The sequence below is a fragment of the Nocardioides alkalitolerans DSM 16699 genome, from assembly GCF_000426525.1.
GTDB lineage: Bacteria > Actinomycetota > Actinomycetes > Propionibacteriales > Nocardioidaceae > Nocardioides > Nocardioides alkalitolerans.
In genome coordinates this window covers 255457-278726 of sequence record NZ_AUFN01000010.1, presented here as the reverse complement: position 1 = coordinate 278726, position 23270 = coordinate 255457, and the positions used below count along the sequence as shown (strand labels likewise).

General features: G+C 72.6%; 28 protein-coding genes, 2 tRNA genes and 1 riboswitch. Of the genes, 16 read left to right on the top strand and 14 right to left on the bottom strand.

What is annotated here, in order from left to right:
- The first annotated feature begins 5 nt into the window (after positions 1–5).
- Entirely contained in the window at positions 6–797 is a 792-nt protein-coding gene (locus K329_RS0102010) for an isoprenyl transferase (protein WP_425411469.1), read from the top strand.
- Between the two features lie 3 nt (positions 798–800).
- Here K329_RS0102010 and K329_RS0102005 read toward each other — a convergent pair whose 3' ends face one another.
- From K329_RS0102005 to K329_RS0101990, 4 genes are read right to left on the bottom strand one after another with little or no spacing between them, the layout of a single operon-like run.
- On the bottom strand, positions 801–1229 hold the full coding sequence (locus tag K329_RS0102005) for a Fur family transcriptional regulator (RefSeq protein ID WP_028471745.1): 429 nt from the start codon (positions 1227–1229) through the stop codon (positions 801–803).
- Positions 1230–1239: 10 nt separating this feature from the next.
- Positions 1240–2172, bottom strand: coding sequence for a metal ABC transporter permease (locus tag K329_RS24005; RefSeq protein ID WP_245596408.1), 933 nt, complete (start codon positions 2170–2172; stop codon positions 1240–1242).
- Complete coding sequence (locus tag K329_RS24000) at positions 2169–3092, bottom strand: metal ABC transporter ATP-binding protein (RefSeq protein ID WP_052336257.1); 924 nt, start codon at positions 3090–3092, stop codon at positions 2169–2171. The genes K329_RS24005 and K329_RS24000 overlap by 4 nt, the downstream gene beginning before the upstream one ends.
- Positions 3089–4189 (bottom strand): metal ABC transporter substrate-binding protein, encoded by a 1101-nt coding sequence (locus K329_RS0101990; RefSeq protein ID WP_043641880.1) that lies wholly within the window; start codon positions 4187–4189, stop codon positions 3089–3091. The genes K329_RS24000 and K329_RS0101990 overlap by 4 nt, the downstream gene beginning before the upstream one ends.
- Positions 4190–4345: 156 nt before the next feature.
- Between K329_RS0101990 and K329_RS0101985 the strand changes: the two genes are divergently transcribed.
- The 7 genes from K329_RS0101985 to K329_RS0101955 all read left to right on the top strand — a co-directional run bounded on the left by K329_RS0101985 (position 4346) and on the right by K329_RS0101955 (position 12914).
- Positions 4346–5743, top strand: a complete 1398-nt coding sequence (locus tag K329_RS0101985; protein ID WP_028471743.1) for a glycine--tRNA ligase — start codon at positions 4346–4348, stop codon at positions 5741–5743.
- A gap of 126 nt (positions 5744–5869) precedes the next feature.
- Positions 5870–6541: a hypothetical protein gene (locus K329_RS0101980; protein ID WP_157571522.1), complete on the top strand. Its 672-nt coding sequence runs from the start codon at positions 5870–5872 to the stop codon at positions 6539–6541.
- Between the two features lie 47 nt (positions 6542–6588).
- A complete protein-coding gene (gene dusB, locus K329_RS0101975) occupies positions 6589–7752 on the top strand; it encodes a tRNA dihydrouridine synthase DusB (RefSeq protein ID WP_028471741.1) in 1164 nt (387 codons plus the stop codon).
- 129 nt (positions 7753–7881) lie between these two features.
- Positions 7882–8955, top strand: a complete 1074-nt coding sequence (locus K329_RS31855) for a VldE C-terminal domain-containing protein (protein WP_157571521.1) — start codon at positions 7882–7884, stop codon at positions 8953–8955.
- An 81-nt stretch (positions 8956–9036) separates the two neighbouring features.
- A complete protein-coding gene (locus K329_RS23985; protein ID WP_043641877.1) occupies positions 9037–10371 on the top strand; it encodes a deoxyguanosinetriphosphate triphosphohydrolase in 1335 nt (444 codons plus the stop codon).
- Positions 10372–10382: 11 nt separating this feature from the next.
- Positions 10383–12287 (top strand): DNA primase, encoded by a 1905-nt coding sequence (gene dnaG / locus K329_RS0101960; RefSeq protein WP_028471740.1) that lies wholly within the window; start codon positions 10383–10385, stop codon positions 12285–12287.
- A gap of 24 nt (positions 12288–12311) precedes the next feature.
- A complete protein-coding gene (locus K329_RS0101955; protein WP_157571520.1) occupies positions 12312–12914 on the top strand; it encodes a hypothetical protein in 603 nt (200 codons plus the stop codon).
- Between the two features lie 15 nt (positions 12915–12929).
- Here the strand turns inward: K329_RS0101955 and K329_RS0101950 are convergent, their stop codons facing one another.
- Positions 12930–13829 (bottom strand): alpha/beta hydrolase, encoded by a 900-nt coding sequence (locus K329_RS0101950; protein WP_028471738.1) that lies wholly within the window; start codon positions 13827–13829, stop codon positions 12930–12932.
- Positions 13826–14602, bottom strand: coding sequence for a PIG-L deacetylase family protein (locus K329_RS0101945; RefSeq protein ID WP_052336458.1), 777 nt, complete (start codon positions 14600–14602; stop codon positions 13826–13828). The genes K329_RS0101950 and K329_RS0101945 overlap by 4 nt, the downstream gene beginning before the upstream one ends.
- 71 nt (positions 14603–14673) lie before the next feature.
- Between K329_RS0101945 and K329_RS0101940 the strand changes: the two genes are divergently transcribed.
- The 3 genes from K329_RS0101940 (at position 14674) to K329_RS29240 (ending at position 16343) form a co-directional block, all read left to right on the top strand.
- Positions 14674–14746: transfer RNA gene (locus tag K329_RS0101940), tRNA-Asn, on the top strand.
- A gap of 81 nt (positions 14747–14827) precedes the next feature.
- A riboswitch (guanidine-III (ykkC-III) riboswitch) is annotated at positions 14828–14892 on the top strand.
- Between the two features lie 14 nt (positions 14893–14906).
- A complete protein-coding gene (locus tag K329_RS0101935; RefSeq protein ID WP_028471736.1) occupies positions 14907–15221 on the top strand; it encodes a DMT family transporter in 315 nt (104 codons plus the stop codon).
- Positions 15222–15302: 81 nt separating this feature from the next.
- Complete coding sequence (locus K329_RS29240; protein WP_157571519.1) at positions 15303–16343, top strand: GNAT family N-acetyltransferase; 1041 nt, start codon at positions 15303–15305, stop codon at positions 16341–16343.
- Between the two features lie 25 nt (positions 16344–16368).
- Here the strand turns inward: K329_RS29240 and K329_RS0101925 are convergent, their stop codons facing one another.
- Positions 16369–16707, bottom strand: a complete 339-nt coding sequence (locus tag K329_RS0101925) for a PASTA domain-containing protein (RefSeq protein WP_028471735.1) — start codon at positions 16705–16707, stop codon at positions 16369–16371.
- 323 nt (positions 16708–17030) lie between these two features.
- Here K329_RS0101925 and K329_RS0101920 point away from each other — a divergent pair, with 323 nt between their 5' ends.
- The gene (locus K329_RS0101920) at positions 17031–17255 is read left to right on the top strand and encodes a hypothetical protein (protein ID WP_028471734.1); all 225 of its coding nucleotides are present in this window, start codon (positions 17031–17033) and stop codon (positions 17253–17255) included.
- A 412-nt stretch (positions 17256–17667) separates the two neighbouring features.
- Entirely contained in the window at positions 17668–17895 is a 228-nt protein-coding gene (locus K329_RS0101910; protein ID WP_028471732.1) for a hypothetical protein, read from the top strand.
- A 2-nt stretch (positions 17896–17897) separates the two neighbouring features.
- Here the strand turns inward: K329_RS0101910 and K329_RS0101905 are convergent, their stop codons facing one another.
- From K329_RS0101905 to K329_RS0101880, 6 genes are all read right to left on the bottom strand, one after another.
- On the bottom strand, positions 17898–18428 hold the full coding sequence (locus tag K329_RS0101905; RefSeq protein WP_157571518.1) for a hypothetical protein: 531 nt from the start codon (positions 18426–18428) through the stop codon (positions 17898–17900).
- Between the two features lie 157 nt (positions 18429–18585).
- Entirely contained in the window at positions 18586–19044 is a 459-nt protein-coding gene (locus K329_RS0101900; RefSeq protein WP_028471730.1) for a hypothetical protein, read from the bottom strand.
- A 337-nt stretch (positions 19045–19381) separates the two neighbouring features.
- Positions 19382–19693 carry a hypothetical protein gene (locus tag K329_RS0101895; protein WP_157571517.1) on the bottom strand — a complete coding sequence of 104 codons (312 nt, stop codon included), beginning with the start codon at positions 19691–19693 and terminating at the stop codon, positions 19382–19384.
- 625 nt (positions 19694–20318) lie between these two features.
- On the bottom strand, positions 20319–20672 hold the full coding sequence (locus K329_RS0101890) for a hypothetical protein (RefSeq protein WP_028471728.1): 354 nt from the start codon (positions 20670–20672) through the stop codon (positions 20319–20321).
- Positions 20669–20950, bottom strand: a complete 282-nt coding sequence (locus tag K329_RS0101885) for a hypothetical protein (RefSeq protein WP_028471727.1) — start codon at positions 20948–20950, stop codon at positions 20669–20671. Before K329_RS0101885 ends, K329_RS0101890 begins: the two co-directional genes overlap by 4 nt.
- Positions 20951–21116: 166 nt before the next feature.
- Positions 21117–21193: transfer RNA gene (locus K329_RS0101880), tRNA-Ile, on the bottom strand.
- A gap of 138 nt (positions 21194–21331) precedes the next feature.
- Here K329_RS0101880 and K329_RS0101875 point away from each other — a divergent pair.
- From K329_RS0101875 to K329_RS0101865, 3 genes are read left to right on the top strand one after another with little or no spacing between them, the layout of a single operon-like run.
- Positions 21332–21640 carry a hypothetical protein gene (locus K329_RS0101875; protein ID WP_028471726.1) on the top strand — a complete coding sequence of 103 codons (309 nt, stop codon included), beginning with the start codon at positions 21332–21334 and terminating at the stop codon, positions 21638–21640.
- Positions 21641–21672: 32 nt separating this feature from the next.
- Positions 21673–22590 (top strand): NAD-dependent epimerase/dehydratase family protein, encoded by a 918-nt coding sequence (locus K329_RS0101870; protein WP_028471725.1) that lies wholly within the window; start codon positions 21673–21675, stop codon positions 22588–22590.
- A 56-nt stretch (positions 22591–22646) separates the two neighbouring features.
- Positions 22647–22880 carry a hypothetical protein gene (locus K329_RS0101865; protein ID WP_028471724.1) on the top strand — a complete coding sequence of 78 codons (234 nt, stop codon included), beginning with the start codon at positions 22647–22649 and terminating at the stop codon, positions 22878–22880.
- A gap of 88 nt (positions 22881–22968) precedes the next feature.
- Here the strand turns inward: K329_RS0101865 and K329_RS0101860 are convergent, their stop codons facing one another.
- The gene (locus tag K329_RS0101860; RefSeq protein WP_028471723.1) at positions 22969–23232 is read right to left on the bottom strand and encodes a DUF3072 domain-containing protein; all 264 of its coding nucleotides are present in this window, start codon (positions 23230–23232) and stop codon (positions 22969–22971) included.
- Positions 23233–23270: the final 38 nt, after the last annotated feature.

Below are 23270 nucleotides of genomic sequence, written 5' to 3'. Positions count from 1 at the left end.
TGAGCATAGGGTGTGCGACCGTGAGACGAACGGTCCGGCCCCCTCGCCCCCACCCGTCCGGCGCGCGGCCCCCCGCCGTACCCCGGGAGCTGGTGCCCGCCCACGTCGCGGTGGTGATGGACGGCAACGGACGCTGGGCCAAGGAGCGCGGCCAGGCCCGTACGGTCGGCCACACGGAGGGCGAGTCGTCGCTGTTCGACGTCGTCGAGGGCGCCATCGAGATCGGTGTGAAGGCGATCTCGGCCTACGCGTTCTCCACCGAGAACTGGTCGCGCTCGCCCGAGGAGGTCAAGTTCCTCATGGGCTTCAACCGCGACGTGATCCGGCGCCGGCGCGACGAGATGCACGAGCTGGGCGTGCGCGTGCGCTGGGCCGGTCGGGCGCCGCGGCTGTGGCGCTCCGTCATCCGCGAGCTGCAGGTGGCGGAGGAGCTCACGAAGGACAACGACGTGCTGACGCTGACGATGTGCGTCAACTACGGCGGCCGGGCCGAGATCGCCGACGCGGCCCGCTCGATCGCCCAGGAGGTCGCTGCCGGCCGGCTCAAGGCCGACAAGGTCGACGAGAAGGTGCTCGCCCGCCACCTCTACGTGCCCGAGCTGCCCGACGCCGACATGGTGTGGCGCTCGTCGGGGGAGCAGCGGCTGTCGAACTTCATGCTGTGGCAGGCGGCGTACTCGGAGATGGTCTTCACCGACACGCTGTGGCCCGACGTCGACCGACGCCACCTCTGGGCGGCCATCGAGACGTACGCCGAGCGCGACCGCCGCTTCGGCGGTGCGGTGCCCAACGCCTGAGCGTCAGCCCGCGCAGGCGCGGCAGGTGCCGAAGATCTCGAGCGTGTGGCTGATGTCGACGTAGCCGTGCTCGTCGGCGATCGCCGAGGTCCAGCGCTCGACGGCCGGACCCTCGACCTCGACGGTGGCGCCGCACGAGCGGCACACGAGGTGGTGGTGGTGCGTCGAGGAGCAGCGGCGGTAGATCGCCTCGCCGTCCTCGCTGCGCAGCACGTCGACCTCGCCGGCGTCGGCGAGCAGCTGCAGGGTGCGGTAGACGGTGGCGAGCCCGACGGACTCGCCGCGCTGTCCGAGCAGGGTGTGGATCTCCTGCGCCGACCGGAAGTCGTCGAACGACGCCAGGACCTCGCCGACGGCGCGGCGCTGGCGTGTCGGACGGGTCCCGGGGACGCCGGGGGCGACCGTGGTGCGGTCCGGCTCCGTGCTCGTCATGGGGGCCAACCTACTGCGTGGTCCCGGGACCCGTCGCGGGGACCGCGCCGGGCGTGACGTGCTTCTCGCCGGCCCCGTCGCCGGTCGCGTCGCCCGCCCCGTCGTCGGGCGTACGACGCCGCTCGCGACGCCGCAGCCACGCCCCCGTGGGCCAGGCGAGCACGAACCCGGCGATGGAGACGAGCACGATCGCGGGTCCCGGGGCGACGGTGGCGTGGAACGACAGCTCGGCCGAGATGAGCAGGCCGGCGACGCCCGCGGCCGCGCCGAGGCCCATCGCGAGCAGGATCGTGGTGCGGAACGAGCGGGCCACCTGCTGGCTCGTGGCGACCGGCACGACCATCAGCGCGGAGACCAGGAGGAGGCCCACCGTGCGCATCGCGATGGTCACGGTGACGGCGGCCAGCACGGCGACGAGCATGTTGTAGGCCTGCACGCGCAGGCCGGCGACGACGGCGAAGTCGCGGTCCTGCGCGATGGCGAACAGCTGGGGACGCAGGCCCAGGCCGAGCACGATGACGACGACGGCGAGCGCCATCGTGAACCACACGTCGGCGATCGAGATCGTCGTCAGGGAGCCGAAGAGGTACTGCTGCAGGCGCGCACCGCTCTGTCCGGCGAGCCCGGTGATGAGCACGCCGCCGGCGAGGCCGCCGTAGAAGAGCAGCGCGAGGGCGAGGTCGCCGGACGTGTGGCCGCGCTCGCGGATCACCTCGAGCAGCATGGCCCCCAGGGCCGCGACCAGCACGGCCGTCCAGGTGGGCGACCAGCCGGTGAGCAGGCCGAGCGCGACGCCGGTGACGGCGATGTGGCCGATGCCGTCGCCCATGAGCGAGAGCCGGCGCTGCACGAGGTAGGTGCCGATGACGGGGGCCGCGAGGCCTGTGAACAGCGCCGCCACGAGGGCGCGCTGCATGAAGTCGTAGCCGAGCAGCTCGATCACGACCGCCCTCCGTCCTGGTGGGCGCTCCCGGCGCGGTCGAACGGTCCGGCGACGCCGGGGACGACGTCGGAGTGGCCCGGGGGACAGTCGTGGGGGCGCTGCTCGTGCGCGTGGTCGTGGTGGTGGCCGGCGTGGCTGTGCACGTCCGGTACGGCGAGGGGCGTGCCCGGTGCCGGGCCCAGACCGGTGCCGTCCAGCCCCGCGGGCGCCGCGGTCTGGTGGACCTCGACCTCGGTGAGGGGCAGCCCGTCGTACACCAGGTGGCCGTGGCGCATGACGAGGCAGCGGTCGATCAGCGGCGTGACGACACCCAGCTCGTGGGCGACGAGCACGATCGTCGCGCCCCGCTCCGAGAGGACGCCGAGGGAGTCCGCGAGCGCCTGCTGGTGCGGCAGGTCGACGCCGGCGTTGGGCTCGTCGAGGAAGAAGACCTCGGGCTCGGCGGCGAGGGCGCGGGCGATGAGCACACGCTGCTGCTGGCCGCCCGACAGTGCGGTGACGGTGTCGCGGGCCCGGTCGGCGAGCCCGACCACGTCGAGGGCCTCGGCGACGGCCCGACGGTCGACGGCCCCCATCGGGCGGAGCAGGCGCCGGCGGGAGATGCGCCCGGAGGCGACGACCTCGGCCACCGACGCGGGCACGCCGCTCGACGCGCCCGCGCGCTGCGGCACGTAGCCGACGCGGTGGCGGTCGCGGAACCGGGGGAGCGGGGTGCCGAAGAGACGCACCTCGCCGGCCACCACGGGCCGCAGGCCGGTCATGGCCCGCACGAGCGTCGACTTGCCCGACCCGTTCGCGCCCATGAGCACGACGAACTCGCCGGCTCCGATGGTCAGGGAGACGTCGTGGACGACCGGTCGCCCCTCGATGGCGACCGTGACGCCCTCGACGTCGACGACACTGCTGGACCGCTCGCTCAACAGCCGTTCGCCGCCGAGAGGGTCGCGAGGTTGGCACGCATGAGGGAAAGGTAGTCCTCATCGGCCGTCTGGTCGGTGAGACCCTCGATCGGGTCGAGCACCTCGGCGGCCAGACCGGTGTCGTTCGCGAGGGACTCCGCGGCCTGCGGGCTGGCGAGCCGCTCGGCGAAGACCGTGGTGATGCCCTCGTCGGCGATGACCGTCTGCAGCTCGGCGAGCGCGGCCGGCGTGGGCTCGGCGTCGGGGGTCAGGCCCACGATGGACGCGAACTCGAGGCCGTACTTGGTCAGGTAGCCGAACGCGTCGTGGTTCACGACCACGAGGTCGCGCTCGCAGGAGGCGAGGCCGTCGGCGAACTCCGTGTCGAGCGCCTCCAGGTCGGTGCGCAGGTCGGCGGCGTTGGCCTCGAACGTCTCGGCCGCGTCGGGGTCGAGCTCGCCCAGGCGCTCGGCGATCGCGTCGCCGGCGTCGGCCAGGCGGAGCGGGTCGAGCCAGAAGTGCGGGTCGAACTCGCCGTGGTCGTGGTCGTGCTCCTCGCCCTCCTCGTGGGCGTGGTCCTCCTCGTCCGCGTGCTCGGCGTGCTCCTCGGCGGTCTCGCCGGCGTGCTCGTCCTCGGAGTGGCCCTCCTCGGAGTGGCCCTCCTCGGAGTGCTCGGCGTGCTCCTCCTCCGTCTCGTCGTTCGCCCGCAGGTCGACCGAGGGGCCGACGTCGAGCGCGGCGTCGCCGGCCGACTGCTCGACGGCGCCGTCGACGCTGGGCTGGAAGTCGGCGAGGTAGATCACGAGGTCCGCGTCCGCGACGCGGCCGGTCTGCTCGACGCTCAGCTCGAGGTCGTGGGGCTCGCCGCCGGGGCTCACGAGGTTGGAGACCTCGACCTCGTCGCCGGCCACGCGCTGCGCGGCGTACTGCAGCGGGTAGAAGGCGGCGACCACGTCGTCGAGCTGGCCGTCGCCGCCCGAGGCGCCCGCGTCGTCACCCAGTCCGAGGGCGCCGCAGCCCGAGAGGGCGCCGGTCAGGGCCACGGTGGCGGCGACGGCGAGCGCGGGGACGCGGGCGGAGGAACGGCGGGGGGCGGTGCGACGCACGGACGAAGGCATGAGACTGATTCTCAGGACAATTGAGAACGCTTGTCAATTCAGGGACGTCGAGGGCGGTCGGACGCCCGGGTCGCGGAGGGTCCGAGCAGCATCGCTAGGCTGCTGCGCACTGCCGGCAGCCAGCCGGCGTACCCGTTTCGAGCAGGAGCACAGTTCGTGGCCAAGCCGCCCGCAACCACCGTCGACCACGTCGTCTCACTCGCCAAGCGCAGGGGCTTCGTCTACCCGTGCGGGGAGATCTACGGAGGCACCCGCTCCGCCTGGGACTACGGTCCGCTGGGCGTCGAGCTCAAGGACAACATCAAGCGCCAGTGGTGGAAGGCGATGGTGCAGGCCCGCGAGGACGTCGTGGGTCTCGACTCCAGCGTCATCCTGCCGCGCCAGACCTGGGAGGCGTCCGGCCACGTCGCGACCTTCTCGGACCCGCTGACCGAGTGCCAGTCCTGCCACAAGCGCTACCGCGCCGACCACCTGCAGGAGGCGTACGCGGAGAAGAAGGGCCTCGACGACCCCGACGCGGTCCCGTTCGACGACATCGTGTGCGCCAACTGCGGCACCCGTGGCGCCTGGACGCAGCCCAAGCAGTTCTCGGGCCTCATGAAGACCTACCTCGGCGTGATCGAGGACGAGTCGGGCCTGCACTACCTGCGCCCCGAGACGGCCCAGGGCATCTTCCTCAACTTCGCCAACGTGGTGACGTCGAGCCGCAAGAAGCCGCCGTTCGGCATCGCCCAGATCGGCAAGAGCTTCCGCAACGAGATCACGCCGGGCAACTTCATCTTCCGCACCCGCGAGTTCGAGCAGATGGAGATGGAGTTCTTCGTCAAGCCCGGCGAGGACGAGGAGTGGCACCAGTACTGGATCGACGAGCGCACGCGCTGGTACACCGGGCTGGGCATCGACCCGAACAACCTGCGCCACCTCGAGCACGCGAAGGAGAAGCTGTCGCACTACTCGAAGCGCACCGTCGACATCGAGTACCGCTTCCGCTTCGCCGGCTCCGAGTGGGGCGAGCTCGAGGGCATCGCGAACCGCACCGACTTCGACCTCTCCACCCACTCGGCGGCGTCGGGCCAGGACCTCTCCTACTTCGACCAGGCGAGCAACGAGCGCTACACGCCGTACGTGATCGAGCCGGCCGCCGGCCTCTCGCGCAGCCTCATGACGTTCCTGGTCGACGCCTACCACGAGGACGAGGCGCCGAACACGAAGGGCGGCGTCGACAAGCGCGTCGTGCTCCGCCTCGACCCGCGCCTCGCGCCGGTCAAGGTCGCGGTGCTCCCGCTCAGCCGCAACGCCGACCTCTCGCCCAAGGCGAAGGCCCTCGCGGCCGACCTGCGCCAGAACTGGAACGTCGAGTTCGACGACTCCGGCGCCATCGGCCGTCGCTACCGCCGCCAGGACGAGATCGGCACGCCGTACTGCGTGACGGTCGACTTCGACACCCCCGAGGACAACGCGGTGACGGTGCGCGAGCGCGACTCGATGAACCAGGAGCGCGTCAGCCTCGACGGCATCTCGCGCTACTTCGCCGAGCGGCTCCTCGGCGCCTGACGCTCGACGTACGCCCCCGGGCGTGCCCGCGGCCGTCCACCCCTCGCCGGGGTGGGCGGCCGTCGTCGTCGAGACGCCTGTGCTCCACCTCACCCGGGCCCCTCCGACGGGTGCACAATGGCGATCATGCGTCGGCGTCCCTCCCCGTCCCGCCGCGCTCCGTGGCTCGCGCTCGGAGTCGCGGCCGTCGTGCTCTCCGGGTGCGGCGGCGGCGACGGCGGGGGAGACACGGGGGAGACGGCCCCGGAGCCCGTGGCCACCGACGACGCCGGCGACGAGGCCTACCTCGAGGTGCCGGGCGACGTCGTGCTCACCGCCCCGGGGTCCGAGCTCGCGCTGGGGGAGACGGCAGTCGTCGCCTGGCAGCCGACGACGTCGAGCACCGGCGTCGTCGAGCTGAGCGTCGACGTGCTCCAGGACGCCCCGCCGGAGGCGTTCGCCGGCTGGCTGCTGCAGGGCCGGGGCGCGGAGGCGTCGCCGTACTTCGTGGGGATCACGGTCGAGAACGTGGGCGACGGCGACCTCGCGGACGCGCGGCTGCCGCTCTACCTCGGTCTCGACGACGGCTCCCTGGTGCCCGCCGCGGAGTTCGGTGCGGAGTTCGTCGCGTGCCCCAGCACGCCGCTGCCCGAGCCCTTCGCGCCGGGCGACGACGTCGGGCAGTGCCTCGTCTACCTCTCGGTCGGCGGACGGGCGGTCACGGGCCTCGTGTTCCAGCCGGCCGTGGACGTGGCGCCGGTGACGTGGCGTCCGGCGGCAGCGCCGACCGAGGCGCCCAGCGCGACGCCGACCGGCTGAGGCCCGTCGGTTTTCGTCCCCGTCGGCCTCCGCGTGACAATGGAAGGATGACCGCCACGACCGCGCCGACCCGCCAGGGCACCCACCCCGGCCTCGACCTGGGACCCCTGCACGTCGACGTCCCGGTCGTGCTCGCGCCCATGGCCGGCATCACGAACGCCGCCTACCGCCGCCTCTGCGCCGAGCAGGGCGCCGGTCTCTACGTCTGCGAGATGATCACGTCGCGCGGCCTCGTCGAGCGCGACGAGACCACGCAGCGGATGCTCGTGTTCGACGAGCTCGAGACCACCCGCTCGGTGCAGCTCTACGGCACCGACCCGACGTACGTCGCGCGCGCCACGGAGATCCTGTGCGCCGAGTACGGCGTGGCCCACGTCGACCTCAACTTCGGCTGCCCGGTGCCCAAGATCACGCGCAAGGGCGGCGGCGGCGCGCTGCCCTGGAAGCGGGGGCTGCTCGGCGAGATCCTCACGCAGGCGGTCCGGGCCGCGGCGCCGTACGACGTGCCCGTGACGATGAAGACCCGCAAGGGCCTCGACGACGACCGGCTCACCTACCTCGACGCGGGCCGGATCGCCCAGGACGCCGGCTGCGCGGCGATCGCCCTGCACGGCCGCACCGTCGTGCAGGCCTACTCCGGGGTCGCCGACTGGGACGCCATCGCCGAGCTCGTGGCCGCGGTCGACATCCCGGTGCTGGGCAACGGCGACATCTGGGAGGCCTCCGACGCGCTGCGGATGATGGCGCACACCGGTGCTGCCGGCGTCGTCGTCGGCCGCGGCTGCCTCGGCCGGCCGTGGCTGTTCCGCGACCTGGCCGCGGCCTTCCGCGGCGAGCCCGTCGCGACGCTGCCGCTGCTCGGCGGGGTGGCCGCCATGATGCGTCGGCACGCCGAGCTGCTGTGCGCGCACATGGGGGAGGAGCGGGGCTGCAAGGAGTTCCGCAAGCACGTCTCGTGGTACCTCAAGGGCTTCCCGGCCGGCGGTGACCTGCGGCGGGCCCTCGCGCTGGTCACGTCGCTGGCGGAGGTCGACGACCTGCTCGCGCAGCTCGACCCGGAGGCCGTGTTCCCGGTCTCGGAGCTCGGGACGCCCCGGGGCCGGCAGGGCTCCCCGCGCCGCCAGGTGGCGCTGCCCGAGGGGTGGCTGGACGACACCGACGGCCGTGACCTGTGCCTCGCGGACGACCTCGACGCGGGGTCGGGCGGCTGACCCGACCGTCCAGAGGACGGTCGCGTGGGTTCGCGCGCCCACGCCTCCTGTGCTTCACTCGGTGACGGCCCGAGGGCACGACCTGCCCCCGGGCTCGACCATGCCAGCAACAGCGAAGGAATCAGCGCAGTGGCAGACCCACGCCGCCAGCGGGACGACCGAGTCGTTCAGCTCTCCCGCTCCGGCGCCCTCGGGGGCGCACTCCGCCAGGCCCGCACCAGTGCCGGTGACCTCGTCCGCCGTACCCCGCGCCGCGTGCGCGTCGCCGCCCCGCTCGCCGTCGCGGCGACCGTGGGGGCCGTCGGGCTCGGCCTCGTCACCACCGGGGCCACGACCACCGAGGCGCCCACCGCGGCCCTCCAGGCGATCGACGCCTCCGACGTGCTCGCCGACCGCGACGCCTCCGTGTCGCGCTCCGACGACCGGGCCGAGCTCGCCGACCCCGCCGCGGCCCAGCTGGCCGCCGCGGCCCTCGCCGACTGGACCGCGGAGCGCACCGCCGCTCTCGCCCAGCAGGCCCAGCGCGCGGCCGAGGCCCGGCAGGCGGCCGCCGACGCGGCCGCGGCCGCCGAGCTGCAGGCGACCGCTGCGGCCGTCGCCGCCGCCGACACGGTCCGCTGGACCACCGCCGACCTCAACCTGCACACGACCGCCGGCGAGGGCGCCGAGGTGGCGGGCCTCGTCGAGGAGGGCACCGAGGTGCTCGTCACCGGCCGCACCGCCGGCGGGCTCGAGGAGATCGTCTGGGAGGAGGCCTCCCGCTGGGTGAGCGCCGGCTACCTCACCGACGAGGACCCGACGGCGCTCAGCGCGACCAGCACGGGCCCAGGCGGGGTGGCCGCCCGCTCGGCCGGCGGCACCTGCACCAACGGCTCGTCCACCCCCTCCGGGGTCACGGCCAACGTCGCCGACCTGCACGAGGCCGTCTGCGCCGCGTTCCCCGAGATCACGAACTACGGCGGCACGCGCACCGACGGTGACCACGGTCGCGGGCTCGCGCTCGACATCATGGTCTCGGGCGCCACCGGGTGGGAGGTCGCCGAGTTCGTGCGGGCCAACTACACCGATTTCGACGTCAACTACGTGATCTACGAGCAGAAGATCTGGTCGGTCGACCGCTCGGGCGAGGGCTGGCGCTCCATGGAGGACCGCGGCTCCGCCACGGCGAACCACATGGACCACGTGCACGTCTCCGTCTACTGAGCCCCACCGCTGAGCCCCACCGCCTCCGAGCCGGTCCGACACGCTGCTGTCGGGCCGGCTCGTCGCGCTAGGGTCGCGCCGATGACCACCGACGCCCGCCACGACTCGTGGGACGAGCTGTACGACGACGCCGACCGCGCCCGGCGTGTGCTCGAGCCCCCGAAGCGCGTCGACGCCCCCGTCCGCACGGCCTTCGAGCGCGACCGCGCCCGGCTCGTGCACGCCGCCTCGACGCGGCGGCTGGCGGCCAAGACGCAGGTGATGGGCCCGCAGGCCGACGACTTCGTGCGCAACCGACTCACCCACAGCCTCGAGGTCGCCCAGGTGTCGCGCGACCTGGCGCGGGCGCTCGGCTGCCACCCGGACGTCGCGGAGACGGCGGCTCTGGCCCACGACCTGGGGCACCCGCCGTTCGGCCACAACGGCGAGGCGGTGCTCGAGCAGCTCAGTGGTCCGGCCGGCGGCTTCGAGGGCAACGCGCAGACGCTGAGGATCCTCACCCGGCTCGAGGCGAAGACCGTGGACGCCGACGGCACCTCCGTCGGCCTCAACCTCACGCGGGCGACCCTCGACGCCTGCACGAAGTACCCCTGGGTGCGTGCCGACGCCGCGCCGCCGAGCGGCGTGCACGGCGACGGGTCGCCGCGCGTGGTCGTGAAGTTCGGGGTGTACGACGACGACGTGCCGGTCTTCGGCTGGATGCGCGAGGGGGTGCCGGCGGCGACGCCCCGGCGTCAGTCCGTCGAGGCGCAGGTCATGGACCTCGCCGACGACGTCGCCTACTCCGTGCACGACGTGGAGGACGGCGTGGTCGCCGGTCGCATCGACCTCTCCACGCTGGTCGACCAGCGCGCGGAGATCTGGGCGACCGTGCGCGACTGGTACGCGCCCGGCCTCGACGACGCGCTGCTCGACGACGTGCTCGACGACCTCGTGCGCGTCGGGTCGTGGCCGCGGGCGTCGTACGACGGCAGCCGCGCCGCCCTCGCGGCGCTGAAGAACCTCACCAGCGACCTCGTCGGCCGGTTCTGCGGGGCCGTCCAGGCGGCGACCTTCGCGGCGTACGACGGGGTGCCCCTCGTGCGGCACCGCTCCGACCTCGTGGTGCCCGAGCGCACCTGGGCCGAGATCACGGTGCTCAAGGGGGTCGCGGCGCACCTGGTGATGCGGGCCGACGACCGGGTCGCGCTGATGGGGCGGCAGCGCGAGCTGCTGGCCGAGCTCGTGACCGTCCTGCTCGACCGGGGACCCGACGGGCTGGAGCGCCAGTTCGCCGACGACTGGCGGTCGGCGGCGGACGACGCGGGCCGCACCCGGGCCGTGATCGACCAGGTCGCGTCGCTCACCGACGCCAGCGCGGTGGCCTGGCACGGGCGCCTGTGCAGGCCGGGCGCGGCGCCTCCGAGCGGTGCGTAGACTCCGTCACCGTGGCGGGGAAGATCAAGGACTCGAGCATCGCGGAGGTCCGTGAGAGGGCCCGCATCGACGAGGTCGTCGGCGAGTTCGTGACGCTGCGCAACGCCGGCGGCGGCTCCCAGAAGGGCCTGTGCCCCTTCCACGACGAGAAGTCCCCGTCGTTCCACGTCACTCCCGCCCGCCAGTTCTGGCACTGCTTCGGCTGCAACCGCGGCGGCGACGTCATCTCGTTCCTGCAGGAGATCGGCGGGCTCGGCTTCGTCGAGACGGTCGAGCAGCTCGCCGACAGGTTCAACGTCGTCCTCCAGCGCGAGGAGGGCACCGAGCGGGAGCAGTCCCGGCCCCAGGGCCCGCCGCGCTCGCGGCTCGTGGAGGCCAACAAGCAGGCGGTCGAGTTCTACGTCGACGCGCTCGGCACGCCGGAGGCGCTCGAGGCCCGGCGCTTCCTCTCCGACCGCGGGTTCGACCAGGCCGCGGCCGAGCAGTTCAGCCTGGGCTTCGCTCCCCGCGACGGCGAGGCCCTCTTCCGCCACCTGCAGAAGCGCGGCTTCTCCACCGACGAGCTCGTGGCCGCGGGCGTCGTCGCGGTGGGGCGCTCGCCGTACGACCGCTTCCGCGGACGCCTGCTCTGGCCGATCCGCGACGCCACGGCCACGACGATCGGGTTCGGTGCCCGGCGCATCTTCGACGACGACAAGATCGAGGCCAAGTACCTCAACACCTCCGACACCCCGCTCTACAAGAAGAGCCAGGTGCTCTACGGCCTCGACAAGGCCCGTCGCGAGATCGGCCGCACGTCGCAGGCGGTGATCGTCGAGGGCTACACCGACGTGATGGCCTGCCACCTCTCGGGCGTCGGCACCGCCGTCGCCACGTGCGGCACCGCCTTCGGTGAGGACCACGCCCGCATCCTGCGCCGCTTCCTCCACGACCACGAGGAGTTCCGCGGCGAGGTCATCTACACCTTCGACGGCGACGCCCCCGGTCAGGCCGCGGCGCTGAAGGCCTTCAACAACGACACGATCTTCGTCTCGCAGACCTACGTCGCCGTCGAGCCCGACGGCCTCGACCCGTGCGACCTGCGCCTCGCCCAGGGTGACGCCGCGGTGCGCGAGCTCGTCGCCCGCCGGGTGCCGCTCTACCGCTTCGTGCTGAAGAACATCGTCGAGCGCTACGACCTCGACCGCGCCGACGGCCGCATCGACGCGCTCCGCGAGGCGGCCAAGCTGGTCTCGAGCATCCGCGACCGCTCGAAGGTCGACGCCTTCTCGCGGGAGATCGCGCAGATGCTCGGCATCGACATGGAGGAGGCACGCGCCGAGGTGCGGCGTGCGGCCAAGCGCGGGCCCGAGCCCGACCGCCGTACGACGGGCACCCCCGAGGCGCGTCGCGAGCAGCAGGAGAAGCAGGCCACGGCGGAGGCGCCCCGCCTGCCCGACCTCCGCGACCCCCGCTTCGGCATCGAGCGGGAGACCCTCAAGCTGATCGTGCAGCACCCGGGCTCGGTGGGCAGCATGATCTCCGGCATCGGCGCCGACGACTTCACCCACCCGACCTACCGCGCCGTGTGGGAGCGCATCGTGGCGGCGGGCGGACCGGCCGCGGGCAGCGCCGACGAGGGCTGGGCGACCCAGCTGCTCGACGGCGTGAGCGACCCCGCGGTGGGCGGCGCCCTCGGCCAGCTGGCCGTCGAGTCGCTGATGGTGCCGAAGACGCCCGACCCGAAGTACGTCGCGGCGCACGTCTACCGCATCCAGGAGCTCACGACGATGCGGCGCATCGCCGACCTCAAGTCGCGGCTGCAGCGCACCAACCCGGTCGACCAGCAGGACGAGTACAACCGGATGTTCGGCGAGCTCGTCGCCCTCGAGCAGCACCGGCGCACGTTGCGCGATAAGGCGATGGGCGCCGCGTGAGGGGTACGGCGTGAGGGGCACGGCGTGAGGGTGCGCGCGGCGTGGTGGCCGGGACGTCGTACGCCTGCCCCGCGACTGACCTCGGTCGGTGCGGAGCGCCTGCTCGCCTGGGCCGTCGCCGCCTCGGGCGAGGTCGTCGCCGGCACCCGGGAGGCGCTCTACATGCGCGAGCCGGCCCCGGTCGAGCCCGTGCCGCCCGCCGCTGCGGGCGACGCGGTGGCGACCTCGGTGGCGGGGGAGACGCGCCTGCCCTGGGAGCGCCTCGAGGGCGCCGAGTGGGACGCCGACACCACCACGTTGACGGTCACCGAGATCGAGGCCGGGCCGGAGGGTGCCGACGGCGCCGTGCGCAGCCGGGAGATCGCCCTCGACGGCGTCGTGCCCGCGGACGCCGACCGGCTGCTTCAGCTGGTGCGCGAGCGCATCACCGCCACGATCGTGCTCCAGCGCCACGTGCGGGTCGAGGGTCGGGCGGGCGTGCACGTGGTCGCCCGCCGGGCCCCCGGCGCCCACGAGGTGGCCTGGGGGTTCCGCTTCGACGCCGGCGTCGACCCGGACGACCCCGCCGTACGACGCGTGGCCGCCGCCGCGCTCGAGCGCGCGCGCCACGACCTCGGCCAGGTCTGACGGCGTCCTCTGCCCTCAGGCCCCCAGATGGCGGTCGAGGAACGCGACGTAGTCGTCGCAGGCCCGGTCGAAGTCGTCGCCGAGGTAGATGTCGAAGTGCCCGCACGGGTGGGTGACGACCTCGCCCCGCGGCGCCCTGCGCACGTGGCGCAGGGTCGCCCCCGGCGGGGCGACGGTGTCGTGGTCGCAGACGGCCACGTGCAGGGGGCAGGTGACCCGACGGGCGTAGCGGCCCGGCACGTACGTCGCGGTCGCCAGCGCGAAGCGTGCCGCCACCTGGTTGCGGAAGGTCGGGGCCCCGAGACCGAGCGCGAGGTAGCCGGCCTCGGAGTCCTCTGCGGTCATCAGCGCGGTCGATCCGGGCGGGCCCGCCGAGTCGATGAGCACGGGTGTACGGCGGGTGGCCGCGGCGACCAGGTCGCGCAGGCCCCGGCCGGTCGCACGCACGGCGGAGCGCACGTCCTTCGCCCGGGCGGAGGCGACGCCGTCGGTGAAGGGGCACTGGGCGATGGCGGCGGCGACGTGCCCGTCCTCGGCCGCCACCCGGATCACGTGGCCCCCGCCGAACGAGGTGCCCCACAGCGCGATCCGCTCGGCGTCGAGGTCGGGGTGGCGCCTCACCCACGCCAGGACCGCGTGCCAGTCGGCGACCTGGCGACGGATGCTCAGCAGCTGGCGGGGCTCGCCCGTGCTGCCGCCGAAGTGGCGGTAGTCGAAGACGACGCAGGCGTAGCCGGCCGCCGCGAACCGCTCCGCGAAGGCGTCGAGGCGCATCTCCTTGACCGCACCGAGGCCGTGCGCCATCACGACGATCGGCAGGCGTCGGTCGGCGCCGGGAGGGCCGTCGGGGGTCACGAGCCAGGCGGCGAGCCGGTCGCCGTGCGACGGGATCGTGACGTCGGCGCGGGTGCTCACTCGCCCCAGCCCATCGGGTAGACCTCGAACGCGGCGCCGTACGTCGTGCCGAGCCGCTGCCCCGCCTGCCGCGACCCGCCCTCGAGGAACTCGGCGGGGTCGAAGTCCGCCCAGCCGAGGCCGTCGATGTAGGCGCGGTGGGCCTCGAGCGAGGCCACGCCCGCCGCGAAGGTGGCGGTCGTGTCGACGCCGTGCTCGGCCTCCGGGGAGCCGCTCGCCCAGACCTCGCGCACGCCGCCCCACGGCTCGAGGCCGTCGGTGAGCTGCTCGGCGAAGACCCAGCGGTTGCCCGCGTCGCGCACCGCGTCGACGACGGCGCGCCCGACGGCGATGTGGTCGGCCTGGTTGAGGTTGCGGCCGCCCCAGGTGTCGCGGAAGTTGCCGGTGACGACGATCTCCGGGCGGTGACGGCGGACGACCTCGGCGAGCGTGCGGCGCAGGGGCACGCCGTACTCGAGGACGCCGTCGGGCAGTCCGAGGAACTCGACCTCGTCGACGCCGACCACCCGCGCGCTGGCTACCTGCTCCGCCTCCCGGACCTCGCGGCAGCGGTCGGGGGCGAGCCCGTCGATGCCGGCCTCGCCGCTCGTCACCATCACGTAGGTGATCTGCTTGCCCTGGGCGGTCCAGCGGGCGATCGCGGCGGCTGCCCCGAACTCGAGGTCGTCGGGGTGGGCGACGATCGCGAGGCCCCGTTCCCAGTCCTCCGCGAGGGGCGTCAGAGGGGTCGGAGCGGGGGTGCGGGGGGCCGATTCTGGGCCGGTCTCGGTCATGCCGACCAGCATGGCATCCCGATTCGCACGCGCGGGGACTCCTTGCTAGCCTGTGCGGGCTGCGAGAGCGATCCCCCGTAGCTCAATTGGCAGAGCATTCGACTGTTAATCGAAGGGTTACTGGTTCGAGTCCAGTCGGGGGAGCAAGAAGAGGGCCTGACCTGCGGAGACGCGGGGCAGGCCCTCTGACGTTGCCGGGGGGTGCCCGGTGTGAGAGCCTCGTGGGCAGAGCCGCTGAGCGGCTCCCGGACGAGGGCACCCAGTACCCGGCACGCGACAAGACTGGCGAGAGGTTGTCGTCGCCATGTCCTGGATCGTCCTGCTCGTCTCCGGTGTGCTCGAGGCCGTCTGGGCCACCGCCCTCGGCCGCTCCGAGGGGTTCACCCGCCTCACTCCCACCGTCGTCTTCGGCGTCAGCGTCGTCGCCAGCATGGCGGGCCTCGCCTACGCGATGCGCGAGCTGCCGACGGGTACGGCGTACGCCGTGTGGGTCGGCGTCGGCGCCACCCTCACCGTCGCCTACGCGATGGTCACGGGCGAGGAGCCCGTCACCGTCGTCCGCCTGCTGCTGCTCACCGGCATCGTCGCCTGCGTCGCCGGCCTGAAGTTCCTGCACTGACGCCGCGGTCGGGGGCCGCGCTCGGGCGGTTCGGCCGGAAACGGCTTGCCCCCGCGGGGTCGTGCTGGTGGGGTGGACGGCATGACGACCACCGAAGCCGCCGACTGCCACGTCGTGCCCCTCGACGTCCACGACGACGCCGCCCTGCGCGCTTGGTGGGAGCTCGAGCACGCCTCGCTCACCGAGCGCGACACGGAGGCGCCGCACCGCACGTACGACGCACTGGTCGCCACGGCCCGGACGCCGAGCGAGTACCACGGGCTCCAGCTGCTCGCCGCGTACGACGCCGACCCCGCCGCCGGCGGCGCCCTCGTGGGCACGGCGGAGCTGTCGTGGCCGCTCGAGGGCAACGACCACGTGGTGGAGGCCGAGATCCACGTGCACCCCGCCCGGCGCCGCGCCGGGTTCGGGCGCATCGTCTGGGCGGAGGTGCTCCGGCGCACGGCGGAGCTCGGCCGCACCACGGTGACCGGCGAGCTCACCGTCGGGGCGGGGGAGGAGTCGCCGGCGGGGCTGGCCTTCGCGGGAGCGGTGGGGCTGCGGACGGTGCACGTCGAGGACCACCTCGTGCTGGCCCTGCCGGTCCCCGAGGGCCACGCGGATCGGCTGCTCACCCTGACCGAGACGGCGGCCGCGGGCTACGAGGTCGTCAGCTGGGTCGATGCCTGCCCGGACGAGCTGGTCGAGGCCTACTGCCGCCTGCGCACGCAGATGGGCGAGGACGTGCCGCGGGGCGAGTCCGCCGTGGCCCCGACGCCGATGACCGTCGAGCGGCTGCGGGCCTCCGAGGAGCGGCTGCGGGCGTCGTACGTCGCGCTGGTCGCCGCCGTGCGGCGCACCAGCGACGGCGAGATGGCCGGCTACTCGTCGGTGCTGCTCGACCGCACCGACGACATCGCCTACCAGGGCGACACGCTCGTCATGCCCGACCACCGCGGGCACAAGCTCGGCACGCTGCTCAAGCTCACGACGCTCGAGATGATCGCCGACGACCACCCCGAACGCCGCCTGCTGCACACCTGGGTCGCGTCGACGAACGCCCCGATGCAGGCCGTGAACCGGGCCTTCGGGTTCGTGCCCGTCGACCAGGCGCACATGGTCGAGGCGACGCTCGGGGCGTGAGGGGCGCGGTGGCCACGGAGCCCGGTCAGCCGTCGCCGACGAGCACGGACACCGTCGTGCCGATGGGCACCTCGACCCCGGCCGCGGGATCGGTGGCGACGGCGTAGTGCGGGTCGTCGACGTCGGGGACCTCGGCGACGAGGCCGGCCTGCTCGAGCATGACGACCACGGTGTCGACCGAGGTGCCCAGCGTGAACGCGGGCACCACCGTGGTGGCCGGCGTGGTGGCCGGCGTCGACGTGGCGGCGGGCGCCGGGCTCGGCGGTGGTCCGGTGCCGTCCGCGGGCTGGTCGGAGCCGCACCCCGTGAGCGCGACCACGGTCAGCAGGGTGGCCAGGGCAGCAGGCAGTGCGCGGAGCCTCATGCTCCTCAGACGTCGACACCCACCGGTTCGGTTCCCTCGCTCGCCCGGAGCGCGAGGCGTTGCTCCCTCGTTGCTCCCTGGCCTGGTCCGGGCACTATCGCGAGGACCTAGGGAGTGCAGGTCGAGGCTGGTAGGGCGGGTGGGGCTCGAACCCGCGACCCAAGGATGATGAGTCCTAGTATCTTGGGGTATGAATTGCAATGAATCCCTAGAACCCCCAGGTCAGAGCGTTGTCATTCGGTCACGACGCCTACCGGGAACGCATGGCAAGGGCTGAACCAATGGCTACAGCGGCAGGCCCGTTGCGTCTACACTTCCTGACGGTGGCGAAGAACAAGCGCGCCAAGGGCTCCGGCACCATCTACCAGCGAGCCAGTGACGGCATGTGGGTGTGCTTGCTCGAGCAACCCTCCGAACCCGGCGCCCGCCGGCGCAAGGTCATCGCTCGCAAGAAGAACGCCGACGTCGTCGCCGCGCTCCGCGACCTCCGCAGCGAGTTCGAGCGAGCCGGCGACCTGCCGACCAGTCAGCCGACCGTGTCGCAGTGACCGCTCGACATCTAGCTCCAGCGGTCCCGGAAGCGCCTCAAGGTCTCCACGTTCCCCAGCTACCAGTCGAAGGTCGAGCTGTACCTCAAGCCCACCTCGGCCGGTACAAGCTCGACCGGCTCACCCCGGCCCACGTCACCCGCATGCACGACCACGTCACCGGCACCCTCGGGCTCTCCACCACCACCGCGCTCGGCGCCCACCGGGTCCTCGCCGAGGCCCTCACCGACGCCGTCCGCGACGGGCGCACCAGCCGCAACGTCGCCACCCTCGTGGGCGCACCGAAGAAGGCCGTCGCCCGCGTCCCGTCCCTCGACTCCGCCGACGCCCGCACCCTGCTGCTCCAGCTGGCCACCGCCCCGGCCGCGGCCGCATCGCCACCGACACCACCAGGCTCGCGCAACCGAGGCACGTGTGGGTCGACGTCACGGGTCGCTGGGACGGCGACCATCGACAGCCCGGCCTCCTCGTCATGTGGCGTCGCTACGACCGCGGCGGCCGCGGCAACTTCTTCTGGCAGGGCTGGGTGGTGCGGGCCGACCTGCCGCGCGAGGGCGAGGAGCCAACGCTGACGCACTCATGGGTCGACGCAGCGAACATCCGGCCGGTGAGCCCCCGACCGCTGTCGGCTGCGGGGTGATGTCAGTGGTCGAGCAGCGGTGATCGGGTGGGCTGGTCGGTGGGGGCGGCCCTCCGTGCGGCCGGGAGGGGCTGGTCGAAACGCAACGAGATGACGGACGTGGCGGGATCTTGGCCCGCCGCGGTCGCGGTCAAGGTGACGTCCCTGGCCATCCCAGCCGCTGAGTGCCAGCCGAAGTCGAAGGTGGTGGAGTCAGACAGTGGCGCCACGGTCGCGGTCAGGAAGAAGCTCGATCCGTCGTAGCCTCCCCAGGTCCACGACTTCGGGGCGACTTCCCAGGGCACCGGGTCGGATGTGTCCAGGAGGAAGATCGTGATGCTGAGGGGAGCGGTCGTGGGGTTGTGCGCGCCGATCGCTAGCCACCGGACTTGCTCGTTCGCGTAGAGCCCGGGGGTGGGGGCAGCGTTGACGCGAAAGCCGGTCGGTCCCGGGGTGCTGGCGGCGAACGCGGGCGCGGCCGCGACGATACTGACGGAAGGGACCGACCAGGCGGTGGCGCGGAGAACGGTACGGCGGGAGGGTGTCGTGGTCACGACCCGCATGCTGCCAGGGCGTCGCGGCGCGCGTGCAGGAAGCCGTAATTTTATTCAGGCGCCTACCGAACGATGTCTGGACTGTCGACCGGTCAACTACCAGCTGAAGTCTTCCCCGCCACCCACGCGGGATGACGGGGCCCGTCGGCTGTGGGGCCTAGATCGTGCCGCTGTAGACCGCGCTCTTCGTGGTGAGGCCAGGCGCCGTTGCGATCATCGTCATCGACAGGGTGCTGTTGGGCGGAAGCTGGCCGGCCGACAGGCTGACGTAGAGGGACCCACCGGGCGATGTCTCATAGGGCGCCATGGATCGGCTGAAGGTAGCAAAGCCAGCAACCTGCCAGCCGTTACGACACGTCTCACCGCCGCGGAGTCCGGCCGTGACCTCGTAGGTGACGGTGATGACGACGGGGTCCGGCGTGGGGTTGGTGACGGTCACATCCCACTCGAGATAGCGGATCGACGGGTAAGAGTCCGGGCCGGCGGCCGCCAGGCCGATAGTGGTGTCCGGCTCGGCACTGACGGCGTATGCGGGTGCCGCTGCGACGACGGCGATGGCGGGGGCCGTCCAGGCGGTAGCGCGGAGGACTGTGCGGCGGGAGGGCGTCGTGGTCACGACCTGGCAGGGCGCTGCCGATGGCGCGTGCGGATCGGTCGTTGCTTTACCCGCACGAAAGCGCCCCGCCCCCAAAGAAGGGGACGGGGCGGTCTGTGGTGCGTTCTTCAGGGCCCCACGAGCTCTCGCCCGTAGGGTCCGAGCGCGGCCGATGTGTCGGGCAGTCCCCCGCGACGCCACCCAGGAGCAGCTAGCGACGCGTGCCTTCTGGCCTCGGGGTGGGACCGGGCGGGGGCGGAGGAGTTGACATCGGTGAACTCCCGAGTGAGGCGACGATGCAGACGCCGACATATCGGCGCAGCCCTGGTCGACGGCGGGAGCGCCCGGCCGACCGCTTTCAGTAGACGATCGACAGAGCGGCCGGGGTTGCGGCGAAGTTGGGGGCCGAGAACACGAACGTTGCCGTTGGTGGGGGTGTCTGCCCGGGGGCGGAGTTCTTGATGATGGCGTAGATCAGTTCGGACCTGCCGCCAGCCGGAATGCTGGAGTAGTAAGCGAAGTTGAGCGACGTGCCTGTGCTTGCTGGGACTCCGTAGTCCCAGCCGCGGCCGCCGAAGCCCTGCCACTGGTATCCGGCGTTCTGGACGGGAACGGTCGCGGTGAGATCGCCGGCGGTGAGGTCTACGGGACCCGTGTTGGTGATGGTCATCGAGTAAAACGTGCCGCCAGTCTGGGCGTACCTGCTCGGGCCGATGACCTGCACGCCGAGCTGGGGCGCGCCTGGGCTTGGAGTGCTGGCGGCGTGTGCAGGTGCTGCCGCGACTACAGCGATCGCGGGGGTCGTCCAAGCGGCGGTGCGCAAGATCGTGCGGCGAGAGGAGATTGTGGTCACGACTGGCATGCTGGCAGGTCGCTTCTGGTGATGCGGAAAAATCCGGAAATTCGTTCAGGTCCCTACCGAACGATTCGAGCGAGCACCGACTCATCAGGACACGATCCAGTGCGCGAACCTTGCTCGTGACCCTCGGAGACAGGCGGTCCGTAACAAGGTGAGGGTCGTGTCAGGTCGGATCGCCGAGGAGTACGTCGGCAAGACGGCCAAGACCGTGACCCGCGACCTGAACATCCTGCATCGCGAGGGGCTCGTCTCTCGGTCCCCGCGAGGTATCCGCCCCAGCGCAACGTGGTCCGCGCGTTCCTGGCAGACCGTGCGACGGAAGACGCCGACTGAAGCAGATCTAGCCGGCCGCTTCACCTGAGTCCCTTCTGGCCGCGCTCGAAACCGCCCCGTCCCCTGCGTGAGGGGACGGGGCGCGGTTCGCGGGACGGCCAGGTCAGGCTGGCGGCTCGTCAGGGTCGGCCGGGTACGTGGTCGTGAGGTGCTCGGCGTCGATGGAGACGATCGGCGTGCCGGTCGGCAGCGGGGACGCCGGGCCGGCCTCGGGGAGCGCCTTGCCCGGCTTCTGCTGGGCGACGACCTCACCGGCCGGGACGAGAAGCAGCCGCAGCAGTGCGAACACGGCGCCGATGACCCCGACCACGCCGCCGGTGACTTCGGGAGTGATCGGCAGGCCGAGGGCGACGGCGAGCCCGAACGTTGTAACGATGACGCCGGTGACGAGGGTGGGCTCGCGGACGACCCGCTCAAGCATGCCGAGGGCGCGGTCGTCCGCGCGGTGCTCGCTCACGGCTTCATCGCGATCAGATGGGAGAAGTGGCGGCGGGCGCGCGCGAACCCCTTCTGCTTCAGCGACGGCTCCGTGCGGCCCTGCGCCTTCGCCTCCCGTGCCGCGGCGGCCTCCTGGGCGGCGACCTCGTCGTACAGCGCCTTCACCTGCACGCTGGGCGCCGACCACAGTGCGTCGCGGAGACCGCCGATCTCGTCCCACGTGTCCTTCCCGCCGAGCGTCGCGTCGAGGTGCAGCTGGTGCTCGTCCCAGAAGATGCCGCGCAGCGTCGGCCACACCCGCAGCGGCTCGGGCTTCGCCGGCGCCGGGGCGGGGCGCTGGTAGACGCGGACGCCGTTGAGGTCCTATGCGGGCCGGTGCGCGTTGGTGCGGCTCTTCGGCGAATGGCTAACGTCATGGCTACACCAACTGCATTCGATCCTACGCATATAGCAAGGTCAGAATTGGTAGGGCGGGTGGGGCTCGAACCCACGACCCAAGGATTATGAGTCCTCTGCTCTAACCGACTGAGCTACCGCCCCGCGTATTCCGTTGTCCCAGGTCAGCAACCCGGCGGGAGCAATCTAGACCGTCGGCCCGATGCGTCGGAACCCGGTGGTGACGTGGTCGGACCAAGGCTCCTGCGGTTGAGGACCGGGGTGACGAGAAGAGACAGTCGCATGACCGAAGCGACTCACTCCTGGTCCGTCCGCGCGAACTACTGGAACAGCTGGCGCGCGGTCGGCGGCCACTTGGCGGTCGGCGGCGGCGAGCTCGCCTTCACGCCGCACTTCTTCGACCGGTTGCTGCTGGGCAAGGGCTTCCGTGCCCGGCTGGCCGACATCGTCGACGTCACGGTGGAGCGCAGCGGCGCCATCCCCCGGAAGCGGATCTTCGTCCGGACGACCGACGGCGAGACGGCCCGGTTCCTCGTGCCGGAGGCCGACGAGGTGGCGGCTCGGATCGACGCCGCCCGAGCGGCCGCCTGACGCGTCACCACGCCCCTGGTTGGCTGATGCCCATGCGTATCTTCTTCACCGGGGGCAGCGGCAAGGCCGGTCATCACGTCGCGCCGTACCTCGCGGCCCAGGGCCACCAGGTCGTCAACGCCGACCTCACCCCGCTCGGTCACCCGGACGTCACCGACCTCCGTGTCGACCTCACCGACGCGGGCGAGGTCTACTCGGCGCTGGCGGGCGTGCCGACGCCGGGCGACTTCGACGACACCGGGCTCGACCTGACCCGCGGGTCGGCGTACGACGCGGTGGTGCACTTCGCCGCGGTCCCACGGCCCCAGGTGGTGCCGGACGCGACGACGTACGCGACCAACGTGCTGTCGCAGTACAACGTGTTCGAGGCCGCGACCCGGCTCGGCATCCGCAAGGTGGTCTTCGCGTCGTCGGAGACGACGTACGGCGTCTGCTTCGGCCAGGGCGACCGCACGCCGCTCTACGTGCCGGTCGACGAGGAGCACCCCGTCGTGCCGGAGGACTCCTACGCGATGTCGAAGGTGGCGGGCGAGGTCACCGCCCGCTCGTTCCACGCCCGCACCGGCGCCGACATGTACGGCCTGCGCATCAACAACGTCATCGAGCCGCACGAGTACGCCGAGATGTTCCCCGCGTTCCTCGAGGACCCGGCCCTGCGTCGCCGCAACGTCTTCGCCTACATCGACGTGCGCGACCTCGGCCAGATGACGCTGCGCTGCCTGGAGACCGACGGGCTCGGCTTCGAGATCTTCAACGTCGCCAACGCCGACATGTCGGTCGCCGCGACGACCCAGGAGGTCATCGAGCGGTTCTACGCGGGCGTGGAGGTGCGCCGCGAGATGGGGCGCGACGAGACCTTCTACAGCATCGACAAGGCCCGCGACCTGCTCGGCTTCGCGCCGCAGCACTCGTGGCGCGACGTGCTGAGCGACCCGCGCGCCGACACCTGAGCCGCGCCACCCGGCGCCACCGACGACTGTCGGCGGCGTCTGGCACCGTCACGCCCGTGACGGACGACCAGAGCGCCGCCGAGGCCGCCGCCTTCCGGCGCCGGCTCTCGGACGCCTACCGGGAGGCTCGGCGCACGGCGGTGCGCGACCGGCACGGCCGGATCGCCGACGACGGCACGTGGACGCGCAACGAGGCCGGCGACGTGTACGGCTACCGGGCGTTCGTGCGCCACATGGCGCAGGTCGGCGAGGAGGACCAGTCGGCGCCCGACGACGACCTCGGCGCCTGACCGCACCGCGTCTGCTCCCGTACGACGCGCGAACGCCCCGCTCCTCGACGAGGAGCGGGGCGTTCCGGGTGCTGCGGGGTGGACGACCCTACGGCGTGCGGCCGGCGTCGCCGGACTCGGCGCCCTGGAGCCGGTCGATGTGCTCGGACGCCTCGGCCTTGGTGAGGCCCTCGGCCGGGATCGTCTCGCCGGCCTCGCGGGCGAGGGTGTCGAGGTAGCTCTTCTGGGCGCCCGTCGCCGGGTCGTCGCCCGTGACCCAGTCGTCGGGATCCTTCACGGTCCCGCTGGGGTCGGCCGTCTCGGAACCGAGGATCTCGGGCTGGTCGTCGTTCGTACCTGTGTTCGAAGCCATGTGTCGAAAGTAGCGCGCCCCGGGCGGCGGCCCAAGGC